Below are 17,047 nucleotides of genomic sequence, written 5' to 3'. Positions count from 1 at the left end.
CGCATCATAACCATGGATGGCGATATTGAATAACCATAATACTAACAACCGAACTCTGCACTGGAAAAAAGACACGCTTTTACTGATGATTTTTCCGTTGTTGTCATTCATCATTTTACTGTGTGTTCTCAATGCATACAGCCGCGAAGGGGTGGGTTGGTATATCGAGTGGGTTCCAAGTCTCGATATTAATCTCAGTTTTCGCCTGGACGGTTTATCGTTTTTGTTTGCATGTTTGATCAGTGGTATCGGTACACTGATACAATTCTATGCCCTTGCTTATATGCGTGACCATGGGGCTCGTTTTTCTTTTCACCTTTACCTCACGTTATTTATGCTCTCCATGTTGGGGGTGGTGTTGAGCGATAACATATTGTTGCTATTCGTATTTTGGGAGCTCACGACCATTACCTCCTATTTACTGATTGGCTTCAATCATGAGAAGGAACAATCTCGCCACAAAGCGTTGCAGGCCCTGTTGGTGACAGGTTCAGGCGGTCTAGCCCTATTAGCGGGGTTAATCTTATTGGGGCAAATCGCGGGCAGTTATGAGATAGGTGTCATCATTTCGCAAGCCGCAGTGATTGCTCAACACCATTGGTTTATCCCTTCTCTTGTGCTCATTTTAATAGGGGCATTCACCAAGTCCGCTCAGTTTCCGTTCCATTTTTGGTTGCCCAACGCGATGGCTGCTCCAACGCCTGTTAGCGCATACCTGCATTCAGCTACGATGGTAAAAGCCGGCGTCTACCTTTTAGCGAGATTGTCTCCGATCTACTCACACAGTGATGCTTGGTTCTTTACATTAGGCACTGTCGGTGGGGTGACCGCTATTTGGTGCGCGTGCTTAGCACTAAAACAGACCGATCTAAAACTGATGCTTGCCTACAGCACTAACGTGGCGTTAGGTAAGCTTGTGTTGTTGCTCGGAATGGGAACTGAGTTGGCAATAAAGGCTGCGTTGGTGTTTATCTTAGCCCATTCCTTTTATAAGGCCGCTCTGTTTATGGTGGTTGGGAACATCGATAAATCCACCGGAACCCGAGACATTACTCAGCTTCATGGCCTTAAGACCGTTTTGGTTTTTAGTTTGGTAGCCGGTACTTTGGCCGCACTGTCTAAATTAGGCTTGCCCCCGTTTTTAGGTTTTGTAAGCAAGGAATACATGTACAAGTCAGGGCTAGAGCTCACCAATATCATCACTGTACTGTTATTGTTGGTTAATGCGATCATGGTGGCGGTGTCGATTGCGTTTATCTATAAGCCTTTCTTTGCGTCTTCCGAACGTTCACCTGTTTCTACAAAACACGTCGAGAAAGTGAAAGGATTATGGGTTCCTGCACTGTTGCTCTCGTTGGGTGGTGTGATTGTGCCACTGTTATGGCTTGATTGGGTCAACAGTCATGTCGTTATTCCTGGTGTCGTATCGATTCTACCTAATGCTTTACCTGAAGCGGCGAAGTTATGGGAGGGAATAAACCCCCCATTGCTTTTGAGCCTTGCTACTTTGGCACTTGGAGGAATCATCTTCGCGTTTTACCCGTCCATTCTGTCTATCTCGCAAAAAACCTCATTCTCTTTACCTAGAGCTGACCGAGTATTGGACCGATTGATCGATGGATTGGTACACGTAGCTAAATGGCAAACACACGTTTTGCAGCAAAAACGATTAAGTCGTTACGTGTTGTTGTTTAGCCTCGTTTTGGCCATCGTGTTGATCAGCAATCTATCATTGGTACCAATCTCTCGATTTACCGAACTGTCGGCACTTCACTTCTATGAAGTGGCGATTGCATTGTTACTCATCGCCGCTGTTGTTGTTTGCGTTGTGACGGCGTCACGAATGTTGGCGGTTGCGGCGCTGAGTATGGTGGGCTTTATGACGACATTGGTGTTCATGTTGTACAGCGCCCCCGATGTTGCGAAAACCATGCTATTAGTTGAAACCCTAATGTTGGTCTTTGTGGTTTTACTTATGCGTCACATGCCAAAGCTCTCCACAGTCACGAAACATTCTAATTGGCGACGAGTATTGCACGCCACGATAGCAGGTAGCATCGGCTTTTCCGTCTCTGCTTTGCTACTCAATATCACCGCCCAACCACTGGACCCAACGTTGGCCGATTTTTTTGCCAGTAACAGTGTCCCTGGTGGACATGGTCGGAATATCGTTAATGTCATACTCGTGGATTTTCGTGCCATGGATACGTTGGGAGAGGTAGTGGTAGTTGTCATTGCGGGTATCGCCGCGATGAGTCTACTCACCATGAGTAACCCTAAGCGGACTCCTGTTCACTCGTTAATCTTTGCCACCACGGCGCACATTGTTTCTACGTTGATGTTGGTGTTTTCTCTTTATTTGCTGCTGCGCGGACACAACGAACCGGGCGGCGGTTTTATTGGTGCGCTAATTGCGGTGATAGGCTTTGCTTTGTTGATGTTTGCTGAGTCTCCAAAATATGTAAGAGAGCGTTTGTACTATTCCCCATTAAGCATTGCTATGTTCGGCATTTTACTCAGCCTAGGTGCAGGCTTATTGAGTGTTGCTTTTAATTTGCCTTTTTTAACGGGGTTGTGGTGGAAAGAAGTCCTGCCGATTGGTACGCCATTGTTGTTTGACTTGGGGATTTATTTTGCGGTTATCGGCGGCGTTTTAGGAATGCTATTACACGTGAATGAGGTGCTCGACTGATGGAAGTGTTGTGGAGTTTAGTCGTTGGTGTGTTTATTTCTGCGGGTATTTACCTTTTACTCGAGCGACATGTGTTACGGATTTTATTTGGGCTAATTCTGCTCAGCAGCTCGGTTAATCTCGCGATATTTACTGCCGGACGTTTAACGGCGTCACAGCCCCCTCTCATTGATGCAAACGCGAAGCTACCACCGGATGGCTTTGCCAACCCGTTACCGCATGCGTTAATTCTGACGGCCATCGTCATTGGTTTTGGTTTGTTGGTTTTTGCGTTGATTTTGCTCTATCGAGCGTATTCAGAAACAGGATCGGCAGATATTGATAAGATGCGCCGCTCAGAGGAGGATGAATGACGACGATGTGGTTAACCTTACCGATCGTGACCTCGATTCTGACGGCGATCGCAGTGTTTTGTACCAAACAGAATGCGAATCTTGCCCAAGGTGTTAGCTGCGCGAGTACGCTTTTTACGCTAGCAGTCGCCGTTTTTCTGGTGAACGATGTCATGCAGTTGGGTCCACAAGCGGTTGCCTTTGGCCAGTGGAGTGCCCCGTTTGGCGTTGTATTTGTTGCTGATTTATTGACTGTCGCCATGGTGATGGTTACTGCAATTATTGGTTCGATCTGTACGTTTTATGCGGTAGGCGATATTCGAGACAAGCGATCTTACGGAACGTATCACGCATTAATGCATGTCTTGCTTGCGGGAATTTACGGCGCGTTTCTAACGGGTGATGTATTCAATCTTTATGTCTGGTTTGAAGTGATGTTGATTGCTTCCTTTGGCCTGATGATTTTGGATGCGGATAAGAGACAGATCGATGCTGGCGTTAAGTACGTGATTTTAAATCTTATCTCTACTTTATGTTTTTTGTTGGCTATAGGGCTTTTGTACGGGGCAACCGGTACCTTAAACCTTGCGGATCTCCACACTAAAGCTGCGTCGCTTGTGCCAGAAACAAAAGTATTGCTTGCTGGCCTGTTTCTATTCGCCTTTGCTATCAAAGCCGCTTTGTTTCCACTATTTGCCTGGTTACCGGCTTCGTACCATACCTTACCAAGCGCGGTGGTCGCTTTGTTTGCAGCGTTGCTGACCAAAGTTGGCGTCTACGCATTGATGCGGGTGTTCACGTTAGTGTTTCCACTCCCCGAGAGTGGTTGGCAGTCGACGTTAATGTGGATCTCTGCCCTAACTATGCTGACCGGGGTGCTTGGAGCTGCAAGTCAGTTTGATATTAAGCGAATCCTTTCGTTTCATATCATTAGTCAAATTGGTTACATGATTATGGGACTTGCGATCTATACACCTCTAGCGATTGCTGGTGGTATCTTTTATATCATCCACCACATTTTGGTGAAAGCGAATCTATTTTTGATTGGAGGCCTGATTGAGCGTAAATACGGCTCTGGCAAGCTCGAAAAGTTAGGCGGTGTATATAAGGCGATGCCTTGGTTAGCGTTTTTCTTCTTGGTTACCGCATTCTCGTTAGCGGGTTTTCCACCTTTGTCCGGTTTTTGGGGCAAATTTTTGGTGATTAAGGCAAGTTTAGTGACCGAGGGATATTGGCTAGCAGGGACTGCGTTATTGGTCGGTTTATTAACGGTCTTTTCTATGAGTAAAATTTGGAACGCTGTGTTTTGGAAAAAAGCGGATAGCGGTGCTGAAGAGCATGAATTAGCCAAATCAACTCTATATTTGTACAGCGTACCTATAGCAATACTGACCACGTTCAGTTTATTTATCGGCCTGGTTGCTGAACCCTTATATCAGTTTGCAGTGCAAGCCGCAGAACAGTTATTACAGCCTAACGATTACATCAGAGCGGTGTTGGGAGGTCGTGAATGATTTACTTCTTTCTCAATCTCTTTCTTGCCATCGCTTGGATGCTGTTAAATGGAAGCTATACCATCGGCAATTTTCTCATTGGCTTTATCGTTGGTTTTTTCGCCTTAAGGTTAAGCCTGCCATTTAGGCGTCACAGTGGTTACTTTCGAGTATTTGGTGCACTTCTGTTCTTACTCATTTACTTCTTCTGGGAAATGGTGAGATCGGTTGTTCAGGTGGCTTGGGATGTGATAACTCCAACACATTTAAGTGAGCCGGATATTGTTTACGTGCCACTCGATGCAAAGACGGATTTAGAAATCACGCTTCTTGCCAATATGGTTTCTTTAACGCCTGGTACGTTGAGTTTGGATGTCACGCCTGACAAAAAACACCTTGTGGTGCATGCTATGTTTGCCTCTGAGCATAATAAGGTTATTCGTGAAATCAAAGAGGGTTTGGAACGGCGTATTTTGGAGGTGACTCGTGGATAGTTGGCTGCAAATCTGTATTGTCTTCGCTTATGGTGGTTTATTGCTCAGCGCGGCCTTGGCATTAGTGCGATTGACCTTGGGACCAACATTGGCGGATAGAGTCGTTGCACTTGACCTAATATCCTTTGTCACGATTGGGTTCATCGCCGTGTACACCTTGGATAGTAAACAAGAGTCGTTGTTAGATATCGCAATTACACTTGGTTTGGTGGCATTTCTCGGCACCATCGCTTTTGCTCGGCTGATCGCAAAGAGAGAAGGAGAGGAGTAATGGAATTGTTTATTGGCATTTTGCTGTGTTTAGGGGGCCTGTTTATCTTGATAGCCAGCGTAGGAATTGTGCGTATGCCGGATCTCTACACTCGTATGCATGCTGCGACTAAAGCGGGCACATTTGGTGTTGCTTCATTACTTTTGGCTGTAGCACTATCGATTCCTGATAATACGGTTATTTCGCGTACACTTGGCACTATGTTGTTTATTTTCCTAACCGCGCCTGTTGCCACTCATCTACTGGGTAAAGCGATGAGACAGAAAGGTTATAGGATGTGGCGAAACTCAAAGTGAAGCACGTAGACTGACATTAAAGGAAAAAGTGAGTTGATTAAGGGGTGAATCGCAGCGATACCTACCATGGGTATGAATACAATCGTACCAACGAGTGCTATGCATATAAAGGTAAGATGGTCGGACTGACTGGATTCGAACCAGCGACCCCCGACACCCCATGACGGTGCGCTACCAAGCTGCGCTACAGTCCGACTGACTTCGAATTTTACGCAGGACTTCGTCACTGTCAACCCTTAACTTTCTGTTGTTTAAATAGAAGTTGTTGCAGTTTGGCTTACCCTCAACTCTATCTACCCCAAATTTGTTATTTTGAACGGTAGAGTTTGTTAAGCTGTGTGTCGCTATATCAATCAACTTTGATGACGAACTTCAAGTACCTATTCAGAATACCTTAGTTCAGAATACCTTAGTGGATATGGCGTTACCAAACGGGGCTAAGTTGGCTTAAAAAGACATACTCAATATGATGACTGCGTGCGTGATCGAATGCTCGATGGTTTTATTTCATAAGATGTTGAAAAGAAAGGGCCAACAAACTGGCCCTTTTAGCAACGTGGGGGCTTACTCAACTTTGCTTAAATCTACCAAGGGCTGTGCAACTTTCTTAACTGACAGACCTTTCTGGATGCTTTTGACGGTGTCTAGCGCCGAATTAACCTCATTACTATCACCAAGTACTGTATAAGTAACATCAAACTGCTTGCTTTCGCCCGCTTTAATTGTTGGAACTAAACCCAGAGGGCGTTGATATTTGGTGTTGTAAGCATAGCTAGTACCAGGCTCAATCCCAGTCACATAACCTTGTTGTTCCGTGTCGGTATTCTTCCACAGTGTGAGTACCGGGAGTTGCTCAATGTTAAAACCAACTGACACACCTTGATTACCTGACTGGTTGTGCAACACAGCCAAAGAGTTGCCTTCCGAGTCGCCAATTGGCTTTAGGTTAAATACCATTTCATCGAAGTCTTTTGTTGGGCCCAGATAGGTTTGCCAATCTTCTAATCCCGCCTTAGCGTAGTCGTTAAATGGTGAGATTTCACTGGCTGCGGCCGTGATCTTCGCGCCTTTTTCCAAGATAGGACGTCCAAAATTGGAATGATAAATGATCTGATACTCATCATCGTAGTCTGCTTTATTTGTCAACGTATCATGAAGAGCGAAAGAGTTTGCTCCCGGGACGACTTCCAGTTTTGTTAATGTTTCCAATTCCGCCTTTTTAAAGGTTCTTTCTGAAACCACACCTTCGATGGTTATTTTATGTGGTGGTGTATCATCGATAATAACTTTCACTGTTGAAGCAGGAGTATTTTGAACACGTCCATGAAGGCTCAGTAGTTGCCCATTGTCATCGACGCCCGGGTGACCAGTCCACTCATAGCCACAGCGAACAAGCATTTCGTTAAAGCCATCTAACCAGCCAAGACCATTACGACTCTCTAAGTCGATAAATGCCGGATTAACGACTTCTTTTACCGGAGAGTCCCATCCTAGAACACGTTCATTGTCACGTTTTACATTCAGTATGCCCATCCCCCGGGTTGGGACAAGTGTAATGGTGAGATCGCCGTTATTGACAACGAGGATATCAACACCCATCTGCTTACCACCATGTAAGCGGCGTTTTTCTATGGAAAAAGGCGTATCACTTTTCATCTTCAGAGAATCGCTGCTGACGAGCCAGTCACCGACGTCTTTTCCCTGTGCGGCGTCGGTTAATACAAACTCAACTGCGTGGGCATTCATCGCGGTCAAACCAAATAATACAGCAGCTAACGTTGACTTGATTTTCATGTTCTTTCCTTAATTGTTGTGAAATGGCAAAGCTGAATCGATTCAGTTAAAACATACGCCTAACGTAGACAGGTACAATGCGCAATAAGTGGCATTGTGATGTTGATAACATGACAGTGAGGAATTGGCATAAATTATGATTGCTGAATCAACTTCAGCAATATTTTGAAACAGTTCCTGTATTTGAGAGATATGATTTCTTTGCGGAACACAAAAACTTGAAGTTACAGGTTTAATCGCTGAGTCCATGATTAAGACGTTGAATCGCATAAATAAGTACAACGCGTATCAGCGAAGCGTGTTCAAAAACAAGGAGACAACGTACAGAAAGGGCGAAGGAAAGGGGGCATATTGAGTGGATTTGAATCAGCGCACTCGAAACACCGAGACAGTGCGCTGCCAAATAGGGCTTAGTCAGTTTAGCCCCAAATTCGATTGCTTAGTCTAAGTGTTTAAACTGCAATGCCACGAGCCTTTGATACAGTTCGCAGCTTTGCATCAATGATTGGTGATCGCCAATATCAATCAACTCGCCACCGTCTAAAACTGCTATTTTGTCAGCATGTTGGATGGTTGATAAACGATGCGCGATGATCAGTGTGGTACGGTTATTCATTAGCGCTTCGAGTGCTTGCTGAACATGATATTCGCTCTCGCTATCGAGTGCACTGGTCGCTTCGTCAAGCAGGAGAATCTTTGGATCTTTAAGGATGGCACGAGCGATCGCGATTCTCTGTTTTTGGCCCCCCGAGAGTCTCACGCCCCGCTCACCTAAAAAGCTATGATAGCCTTCGGGTAGTTTCTCGATAAATTCATGCGCATGGGCTTTTTTTGCCGCTTCAAACACTTGCTCATCCGTTGCTTCTGGGTTGCCGTAGCGAATGTTGTGAAACACATCTTGGCTAAATAATGCCGGCTGTTGTGGTACGAGAGCCATTTGGCGGCGAAGATCGCTAGGATCGAACTGGCGAATATCTTCTCCTCCTAACAAAACTTGGCCTTGTTGTGGGTCGTAGAAACGCTGTAACAGTTCGAATATTGTTGTTTTCCCTGCACCAGAAGGGCCAACTAACGCTAGAACTTTACCTTGTTCCGCGGTTAAGTTAAGTTGTTTAATTGCTGGCTGGTTCGGGCGAGAAGGGTAGTTGAAATGAACGGAGTTAAATGTCACTTCTGCAGGCAACGTATCGCTAATCGGGAATCGGTGGTCTGGCGCACTTATATCGCTGTTGACTTGAAGGATCTCAATCAACCTTTCGGTCGCACCTGCTGCTCTTTGTAGCTCGCCAAGCACTTCTGAAATGGTGGCCATTGAAGATGCGACCATGATGGCATAAAAAACAAATGCTCCAAGGTTACCTGCAGACATATTGCCATGAATAACATCGCTGCCGCCTACCCAAAGCATGCCTGAAATGGCACTGAATACAATGACAATCACGCCGGATATTAAAATAGCGCGCTGCTTCACCCGTTGCTTTCCTACCTCGAACGCTTTCTCCACTTCTACTGCGAACGCGGCTTTTTCATGTTGCTCTGAACTAAAGCTTTGTACGGTTTTAATGTGTTCTATTGCTTCACCTGCATAGCTGCCCATATTGGCCATTGAGTCTTGGCTTTGACGCGACAGCGCACGCACTCGACGCCCATAAACTAATATGGGCACGAGAACAAATGGTACAGATGCCAGCACAATCAGGGTGAGCTTAAAGTTGGTGGCAAATAACATGATGATAGCCCCAACACACATAATTGCGCTGCGCATAGCCATTGAAAATGATGAACCAATGATGCTCTGTAGCAAGGTGGTGTCAGTAGTAAGACGTGACATAATATCGCCGCTACTGTTGGTTTCAAAATAGCTAGGGTGCAGAGAAATGACATGGTTAAACACGGCAAGACGAATATCCGCGCTCACACGCTCTCCGACGGATGATACCAAATAGAAGCGGAAGAAAGTGCCCGTAGCGATACATAGTGTGATCGCAACAATAAACAGAATCGCACTGGTCAGTTGTTGCAATGACTGTTGTGCAAATCCTTGATCAATAAGAATACGTACCCCATACCCTACCGATAATGTCAGGCTGGCGGTGGTAACTAGGGCGACTAATGCCGCAGTCACACGCCACTTGTAAGGTGAAACAAAGGTACTGAGTTTTAGAAGAATACTGAGATTTTTGTAATTTTTATTGCTCATTCGTGGCTCACAATGCGTTCCTGATTCTTGGCATGGTAAAGCACTTTGTCTAGTGCAGCCAGCGGAGTCGTTAACCTATACCAACTGCACTAAGACGAGTGATTACATATGGCTATGGGATGTGTTCAAATCATCGCGAACACTGTCGGAGTGAGTGAGTCGCTTCTGATCATCAACGGCGTTGGGTTTAATTAAACTACCAATGACAAAAGCCAGTAACCCCAAAATCATGGTCGGAACAATGGGATGGAGACCTGCCATGTCAGGCTTGAACCAAACCAAATTGATGTACACACCCAGTCCTATGACCATGGAACTGAAAGCGCCAGTCGCCGAGGCTTTTGACCAATATAAGCCAAGAACCAGTGGCCATAGGAATACTGCTTGAAGTCCTCCCAATGCAACAAGGTTTAGCCAGATAATCATGTCTGGTGGATTCGTCGCTGCAACAAAAACCAGAGCAGCGAAAATGCCAGTTGTCCACATTGAAATGCGGTTTAGCTTGCGATCTGCGCTTTGCTCTTTGACGATTTCCGGATTGATATAGTTAATATACAGATCTTTAAGTAGTGTTGATGATGCCTGTATCAGTTGCGAATCGATACTCGACATAATCGCTGCCATGGGACCGGCAAGAAAGATGCCTGCAAACATCGGTGGGAGAACCGTCATCATCAATGTAGGCATGATTTGGTCTGGGCTAGAGACCTCAGGTACGATTGCTCGACCCAACGCGCCAGTTAGGTGAGTCCCGAACATCACCAATGCAATCATTACCGTACTGATCACCATCCCTTTATGAAGAGATGCGCTGTCTTTGTATGACATACAACGCACGGCGGCTTGCGGCAAGCCAATCACACCAAAGCAGACTAACACCCAAAAGCTGAGAATAAACGGTTGGCTAAGGAAATGGTCTGGACCATACGGTGTGACTAAATCTGGGTCAATGGAGTGAAGCTTGGTGACGAGAGCCTCTAAACTTCCGCCTGCATGAATGACACCTACAAGTAGGACGATGGTGCCAATGATCATCATGATTCCCTGTACGGTGTCAGTAAGAACGACCGCTCGGAACCCCCCGATCGTCGTATATAAACCGACTGTACAGGCGAACAACAGTAACCCATTTTGGTAGCTTATCCCTAGTACAGTTTGCAGTAGACGTGCTCCCCCAACAAACTGTACTACCATGGTTCCAAAGAAAGCTAAAAGCAGGGCAAGGGAAGCAAAAATAACCACTTTGCGGCTTTTAAATCGGGCATACAGCATATCATTGATGGTAAGAGCGTTGTGACGTCTCGCTTCAATTGCAAATTTTTTCCCCAATACACCGAGAGTCAGCCAAGTGGCTGGTAATTGGATCATCGCCAGTAGTACCCAACCTAGCCCCATTTTGTAAGCGGCGCCCGGCCCACCAATAAAGCTGCTGGCACTGGCATAGGTTGCGGCCAACGTCATGGCAAGTACAAAGCCTCCCATGCTGCGGCTGCCGACGAAGTATTCTGTGAGAAAATTTCCTGGCTTGTGATATCGGCGGGTGAGAAATGCCAAAGCGAAAACCGCGACAAGATACAAACACAAAGGAATAATAAGTTGGCTATTCATAACGTTCATCTTTATGTTTGTCGTCGTGTTTATCTAGCGGGATATCCTTATACAGGTACTTCACCATTAGGGCGCACAAGACGGTAAAAAGTATCGGACCAAAAACGCAGGATAAAAGAAACCATAGCGGCATACCCCAGTACAAATCTGGTCGTTGTGTTTCACCTTGTGGGCCAGAAAAAACATAAGCACTAATGTACCACCAGGCAAAATAGCATAGAGCAAGTAATATCGCCCAACATGCTTCTCGATTGGCCTGACGGTTTAGGTCAGATTGTGTGTGCATAAAATAATTGGATTGGTAATCACTGTCATGTGGAAATACGAATGAGGTCGATGATATAAAATATTAGGATGCATGTCGGTCTTGATTGCGATACTTCCCACTGTTCGGCCTCGTTAAAGTACGAGGAGATAGTATTGCTTGTCATCTCAACATGCAAGACAAGACCTTGAGTCAATAGGGTATTAGGGGGTTATCAACCATCATGCCGACGTAAATCGATAAGATAAACTTAAACTGCTGTGCAAGAGTAAAGTGGTAAATTAGGCGCAATAAGGAAGGCAATGTCAAAAGTCATATTAAAAGGTTTCATTATAGTTCCTGAGGCAGATCTTAAATCAGTCAAAAGTGAACTGGTAAACCATAAACGGCTAACTCTTGAAGAACCGGGCTGTATTACATTCAGTGTTACTGAAAACTCGGAGAATCCTTTTCGTTTTGATGTTTACGAGGAGTTTTCGGATTGGGTTGCTTTTGAGTCTCACCAGGAAAGGGTGAGGAAATCTTATTGGGGCGAGGTAACAATGAATGTCGAGCGTCACTATGAAGTATTGCGCGGTCATCAACCATGAACATAAGAAGATTTTCTGAATTAGTGGGAGTGTCTGCATATACGCTTCGCTATTATGAAAAAGTCGGGCTACTGAGAAACATTACACGTAACGCTAGTGGTCACAGGTCATACACGCAGAAAGATGTCGAGTGGATCCAGTTTATTATTCGCTTGAAAGAAACTGGTATGGACCTAGAAGGAATTAAGCAATATGCAGATTTACGGGAACTCGGCGACAGCTCCTTACAACAAAGGAAACAACTTTTAGAGCTACACCGTAACAAACTAAAATCTGAGATTGAAAATCAGCTTGCTCACCTTAAAGCACTTGATGGCAAGATAGCTTTCTATGATGACAAAATTTGTTCTTGACTTAGAGTATACTCTAACCATTAGCCTCTGTTACAAAATCAAACAGAGGAAGACTAAGATGATGAATAATACGAGATACGAACTTGGTTTAGAACAACTGAGCAAGATTGATGGAGACGCTGGGGTCAAGGTAATAGAAAGCCTTAGAGAGGTATGTCCAGATTTGGCAACGTATATAATTGAGTACCCATTTGGAGATATTTACAGCCGAGCTGGGTTAGATCTCAAATCTAGAGAGATCGCAACGGTTGCGGCACTAACTTCACTCGGCAACTGTCAACCACAGCTTAAAGTTCATCTTCATGCGGCCCTAAATGTTGGCTGTACCGAGGAGGAAATAAAAGAAGTGGTTCTTCAGATGTCTGTCTACGCAGGATTTCCCGCTGCATTAAACGGCATGTTTGCAGTTAAGGAAGTACTGGAGGAACGCGCTACCAATTAGTATTCAATGATCGCTATGTATCTAGCTAAGACCAGCTGCCACTATTCTGTAAATCGCTGAACGAGTATCGTCGAGACGGTTTTTTGTCTATCACTCTCAGATGAGGTAACGGTTTTAAGGACGTGGCATATTGGCTTCGTTGTTTATATCTTTTTAAACGTCTCCGCTGGTTTTAATGATAAGTTTTTTTAGCATGCCGAATAGCGGGAAGCCATGAAGTAATTAGGACCAAAGAAGAGCAGTATTCTTTTTTAAATAATTTATATCATGAGTTATCCCGTCTCCATTTACACCTGAATGTTATTTCCACTCTGCTATGCGAGTTTCACGCAATACTTCAATAAAGCGTCTTAATCTCAAAGGGTGCCTGCCTGTTGAGTAAAAGCAGTTAATGGCCGCAGGCGCGGAAAGCCAGCCTTCAAGGCAGGGCGTTAAACTACCAGGATGCGCTTTTTCAAATCCATTTGCTAGCCAAGTTGGTAGTAGTCCGATCCCTCTTCCCTTCGCTATTGCATCAGCTTGCATGGTTAAATTGTCACTTTGTAAACGGCTTTCCAACGCTGGAAGTTCATAATTACCATGGCTCTCATGGTATAAGGTGAGCGACTCCTGCCGAGCGGAGATCAAGTCAATCCAATTATGATTAATCAGTTCTTTAGGGTGGCTCAAGCTAACATTATTAGTTAAATATTTTGGCGAGCCATATACCGCATAGTGCCACAGTCCAAGTTGCTCCTGATGATATCCCGCTGGAGTCATATCACCTATCCAAACAATCAAATCTGCATCAATGGCTGTTTCGCCATGATAGAACTGACTATACATCCGTATTTTAATTTCAGGGTGGTCTTGCATGAAGGTATCAAGTACTCGGCTCATCCAACCGCGTGTCAAGTTAGGATGGACGATAATCGTTAACTGTCCGCTCACTTGATTATTCAGTTCATGAAGTGCTTCTTTACCTTGACATGCAAGCGCCAACAGTTGTTCTGAGTAAGCTGAGAATACTTTCCCCGCTTTAGTCAGCATCAGTCTATTGCCTTGTTTGGTCACCAAAGCCTGTCCAAGATCCTCTTCGAGTTGAGAGAGTCTTCTGCTGAGCGTCGATTTCGGTTGCCCCAAAAACTTTGCCGCTGCGGTTAAACTTTTGTGCTGGCATAGGGCATGAAACGCGCGCACAGCGCTGAGGTCTTGCATGTAAGCTCCTTAAGCAATGAAAGTGGCAATTTGCGAATGAGAATTGTTCCAATTACGGTCTAAATTGTCCCACATATTGATCTATTTCAGAAATCAATTTTATGAATAATGGCCATATCAAAATTGATATTGATAATTATTAACACTTAAGGAGTTTTGCATGTTCAGATGGTTCCCCTCTCAAGTTGCGCTGGCCGTTTCTCTTGGGTTAATTAGCCCAAGTGCAGCTTGGGCGGAAGACGCGCAAAATCAAGCAGATGAAACCATGGTTGTTACTGCATCTGGTTTTGAACAAACGTTACAGCGCGCGCCCGCAACCATGTCTGTGATCACTGCTGAAGACATTGAGAAAAAAGCCTATACGGATATTACTGACGTATTAAAAAATATGTCAGGTGTGCAAGTGATGGGCGGCGGGGTTGAGCAATCCATTATGATCCGTGGTATGGCTTCCAGCTACACACTGTTTTTGATTGATGGTCGTCCTGTACAAGGCAATGACGCTTTTGGAATGAATGGGTCTCAGGCAGGGACACCGATCAACTTTTTACCACCTGTCTCGGAGATAGAGCGAATCGAGATTATTCGTGGTCCGGCTTCAGCACTTTATGGTTCTGACGCGATGGGTGGCGTCATTAACGTCATCACCAAAAAAGTTCGCAATGAATGGAGTGGCAGCATTGCTACCGAGTACACTAAAGCCGATAGTGCCAATAAAGTGAATGAAGATGCGATGCAAACCAACTTCGTTCTGAATGCCCCGCTAGTTGATGACAAGCTTGCTCTGCAAGTTAGTGGCTCCTTTTTAAACCAAGACGAAAGTCACTTTGAAGGGGACAGAAAAAGCTCAGCGTCTGACCCGGAATACAAGCGTAAAAACTTTTCCTCAAAAGTAAATTGGGTGATCGATGAGCAAAACAATCTTTCAGCTGGATATAGCCGCTATGTGCAAGAGCGAACTCATACGCCAGGAATAAGTATTGCTGAAACGGTCACAAACCGCGACGGCAGTATCAGTGACGCTGAACTGAGCTACGACAAATCGGTTCGTGATACTTATTTCATCGAGCATGAAGGTCATTATGACGACATGCGCTGGAAATCGTATGTTAATTACGATGATTCTGATAACTCCACACGCACCAATGAAGTTACGGGTAACGGTGTACAATTCGATGTTTTGACAGTCAATTCTCAGATTAACTGGTTTTGGGATAATAATACGCTGACCGTTGGTGCAACCTACAAAAATGAGCGCTTAGAGGATGGTGCGACTAATGGCTTAACGCCACCTGTGGTTCCTGATGCGAATGCAGTGAACACAATGGAGCGTTACCAATATTCTGTGTTTGCAGAAAATGAGTGGGCGCCTATTGACGATCTTTCTATTGTATTAAGTGGTCGTTTTGATGATAACCAAGACTTTGGTAGCCAATTTAGTCCTAAAGTGTATGGGGTATATGGCATCACTGATGAAGTCGTTATTAAAGGTGGTGTCACATCAGGTTATAAAGCGCCGAGCTTACGTCAAAGTGCGAATGATTTCGGCGCAACCTCTCGTGGTGGCGTGATCATCGGTAACCCAGAGCTAAAACCGGAAACGAGCCTTAACTACGAGATTGGTCTTGGTTATGACGACCTCTATGGTTCAGGTCTATCAACCGCATTAACTGCCTATATCTCAGAATTTAAAGACAAGATTAATCGTACCGGTCGAGTGTGCGAAGCGGATGTCGATTGTTACTATAACGGCAGCTATTATCCAGCACATCAGTACGGCTACACCGCGTATGAAAATATTGCAGAAGCTGAGATGTCGGGCATTGAGTTCACCCTTGACTACCAATTTACTCAAGATCTGATGTACCGTCATTCATACACGTACACCAAAACAGAACAAAAGTCTGGAGAATACGCGGGTAAACCGCTTAATGATGTTGCGAAACATATGTTTAATGCGTCGTTGGAGTGGCAAGCGACAGAGCAGTTGATGTTGTGGACACAAGGAAACTATCGTGGAGAAACCTCGGGCCGCTGGCAAACGGGTACGAGTGGACGCGGGACTAATGGTCTAACTATTCCTGATTACACATTCTACGACCTAGGTTTAGTGTACAAACCAAAACGTGACCTTAGCTTAAAGGCAGGGGTATACAATGTCTTTAACGAAGAGGTTAATCCAGAAGAAGATGCAGATTATCGCTACATTCTAGACGGGCGTAAGTATCACTTGTCTGTTGCTTACAATTTTTAACTGAATAGATGTATTGCTAAGTAGCTAAGTAGCTAAGTAGCTAAGTAGTGGGATGGACCACCGCTCCTTATTGCATTGTTTCTATATACTATCTCTCAGTTTACATTTTATGCACGACTAAAGTGCAAGTTCGTTTTTGTATTACGATGGTAATGTCGAGATATTTATTAGAATCGGCGCGGGGTTAACATTTAAGCATAAAAAGCCATGACGCCATTAGGTATCATGGCTTTTTTCTTTTTCTTTTTCTTTTTCTTTTTCTACTTTCAGTTTCGTTAATGCCTACTCGTGAAATTAAATCAAGGCCATTGTGTAAATCAGTTATCTAGCAGGGGGAGGTCACGGGGACGTCAAAATCCGGTGTTCTTTCTGTTTTCTTTCTTAAAAGTGAAACAGGGATTGTCTTTTAAATAATTGATTTTATTTAATTTAATGATTATTAATTTTAATCATAAGGTTTACTGGAGCAACTCTATTAATATACTCAAAAGTAAATCATGGACACCAAATGGCTTTTGTGGAGAGGCTGCTCGTCCAATGCTAACTATTCACAATCATTCATAGTAATCAGGAAAACAAGGAAGTGACGTAATGCATTGAAGTCACTCTGGCGAGATTTTTAGAGTGAATTTGTATTCATTGTTCTTGTCGAAGTGATGATCAACGTCAATTGTCGAGGTTACCCTTTCAGGCTGACTCTTGATGATTGTTTGTGTTCACTGCATCTCAATTACGCTAGTGCTGAGCACAGCAATGTAACAGAAGG

15 protein-coding genes and 1 tRNA gene are annotated in these 17,047 nt (G+C 44.5%); 10 read left to right on the top strand and 6 right to left on the bottom strand.

Translation table 11 applies throughout. From position 1 onward, the window contains the following. Positions 1 to 16 precede the first annotated feature (16 nt). From mbhE to mnhG, 6 genes are read left to right on the top strand one after another with little or no spacing between them, the layout of a single operon-like run. Positions 17 to 2,692, top strand: coding sequence for a hydrogen gas-evolving membrane-bound hydrogenase subunit E (mbhE, locus tag ONE56_RS18020; RefSeq protein WP_423840649.1), 2,676 nt, complete (start codon positions 17 to 19; stop codon positions 2,690 to 2,692). Continuing rightward, a complete protein-coding gene (locus ONE56_RS18015; RefSeq protein ID WP_423840648.1) occupies positions 2,692 to 3,045 on the top strand; it encodes a Na+/H+ antiporter subunit C in 354 nt (117 codons plus the stop codon). Before mbhE ends, ONE56_RS18015 begins: the two co-directional genes overlap by 1 nt. Continuing rightward, complete coding sequence (locus ONE56_RS18010) at positions 3,042 to 4,538, top strand: proton-conducting transporter membrane subunit (protein ID WP_423840647.1); 1,497 nt, start codon at positions 3,042 to 3,044, stop codon at positions 4,536 to 4,538. Before ONE56_RS18015 ends, ONE56_RS18010 begins: the two co-directional genes overlap by 4 nt. Continuing rightward, positions 4,535 to 5,011, top strand: coding sequence for a Na+/H+ antiporter subunit E (locus tag ONE56_RS18005; protein ID WP_423840646.1), 477 nt, complete (start codon positions 4,535 to 4,537; stop codon positions 5,009 to 5,011). The genes ONE56_RS18010 and ONE56_RS18005 overlap by 4 nt, the downstream gene beginning before the upstream one ends. Beyond that, complete coding sequence (locus ONE56_RS18000) at positions 5,004 to 5,282, top strand: cation:proton antiporter (protein WP_041153979.1); 279 nt, start codon at positions 5,004 to 5,006, stop codon at positions 5,280 to 5,282. The genes ONE56_RS18005 and ONE56_RS18000 overlap by 8 nt, the downstream gene beginning before the upstream one ends. Beyond that, on the top strand, positions 5,282 to 5,578 hold the full coding sequence (gene mnhG, locus ONE56_RS17995) for a monovalent cation/H(+) antiporter subunit G (RefSeq protein WP_041153978.1): 297 nt from the start codon (positions 5,282 to 5,284) through the stop codon (positions 5,576 to 5,578). The genes ONE56_RS18000 and mnhG overlap by 1 nt, the downstream gene beginning before the upstream one ends. Before the next feature lie 117 nt (positions 5,579 to 5,695). On the opposite strand, the gene ONE56_RS17990 is transcribed toward mnhG, so the two are convergent. From ONE56_RS17990 to ONE56_RS17970, 5 genes are all read right to left on the bottom strand, one after another. Continuing rightward, positions 5,696 to 5,772 (bottom strand) — tRNA-Pro (locus tag ONE56_RS17990). Between the two features lie 370 nt (positions 5,773 to 6,142). Next, a complete protein-coding gene (locus ONE56_RS17985; protein WP_423840645.1) occupies positions 6,143 to 7,372 on the bottom strand; it encodes an aldose 1-epimerase family protein in 1,230 nt (409 codons plus the stop codon). A 439-nt stretch (positions 7,373 to 7,811) separates the two neighbouring features. Beyond that, positions 7,812 to 9,572, bottom strand: a complete 1,761-nt coding sequence (locus tag ONE56_RS17980) for an ABC transporter ATP-binding protein/permease (protein WP_423840644.1) — start codon at positions 9,570 to 9,572, stop codon at positions 7,812 to 7,814. Positions 9,573 to 9,674: 102 nt separating this feature from the next. Then, positions 9,675 to 11,180, bottom strand: coding sequence for a sodium/pantothenate symporter (panF, locus tag ONE56_RS17975; protein ID WP_423840643.1), 1,506 nt, complete (start codon positions 11,178 to 11,180; stop codon positions 9,675 to 9,677). Beyond that, entirely contained in the window at positions 11,173 to 11,466 is a 294-nt protein-coding gene (locus tag ONE56_RS17970) for a YhdT family protein (RefSeq protein WP_423840642.1), read from the bottom strand. Before ONE56_RS17970 ends, panF begins: the two co-directional genes overlap by 8 nt. A gap of 281 nt (positions 11,467 to 11,747) precedes the next feature. On the opposite strand from ONE56_RS17970, the gene ONE56_RS17965 reads away from it, so the two are divergent. The 3 genes from ONE56_RS17965 (at position 11,748) to ONE56_RS17955 (ending at position 12,830) form a co-directional block, all read left to right on the top strand. Continuing rightward, positions 11,748 to 12,035, top strand: coding sequence for a putative quinol monooxygenase (locus ONE56_RS17965; protein WP_331437698.1), 288 nt, complete (start codon positions 11,748 to 11,750; stop codon positions 12,033 to 12,035). Further along, a complete protein-coding gene (locus tag ONE56_RS17960) occupies positions 12,032 to 12,388 on the top strand; it encodes a MerR family transcriptional regulator (protein WP_041153974.1) in 357 nt (118 codons plus the stop codon). The genes ONE56_RS17965 and ONE56_RS17960 overlap by 4 nt, the downstream gene beginning before the upstream one ends. 61 nt (positions 12,389 to 12,449) lie before the next feature. Beyond that, positions 12,450 to 12,830, top strand: coding sequence for a carboxymuconolactone decarboxylase family protein (locus ONE56_RS17955; protein WP_423841153.1), 381 nt, complete (start codon positions 12,450 to 12,452; stop codon positions 12,828 to 12,830). A gap of 300 nt (positions 12,831 to 13,130) precedes the next feature. On the opposite strand, the gene ONE56_RS17950 is transcribed toward ONE56_RS17955, so the two are convergent. Further along, positions 13,131 to 14,027 carry a LysR family transcriptional regulator gene (locus ONE56_RS17950; protein ID WP_423840641.1) on the bottom strand — a complete coding sequence of 299 codons (897 nt, stop codon included), beginning with the start codon at positions 14,025 to 14,027 and terminating at the stop codon, positions 13,131 to 13,133. 160 nt (positions 14,028 to 14,187) lie between these two features. Here ONE56_RS17950 and ONE56_RS17945 point away from each other — a divergent pair, with 160 nt between their 5' ends. After that, positions 14,188 to 16,281 carry a TonB-dependent receptor domain-containing protein gene (locus ONE56_RS17945; protein ID WP_423840640.1) on the top strand — a complete coding sequence of 698 codons (2,094 nt, stop codon included), beginning with the start codon at positions 14,188 to 14,190 and terminating at the stop codon, positions 16,279 to 16,281. Positions 16,282 to 17,047: the final 766 nt, after the last annotated feature.

Source organism: Vibrio mytili, from assembly GCF_049563345.1.
Lineage (GTDB): Bacteria > Pseudomonadota > Gammaproteobacteria > Enterobacterales > Vibrionaceae > Vibrio > Vibrio mytili.
This window is presented reverse-complemented; position numbering and strand designations above follow the sequence as displayed.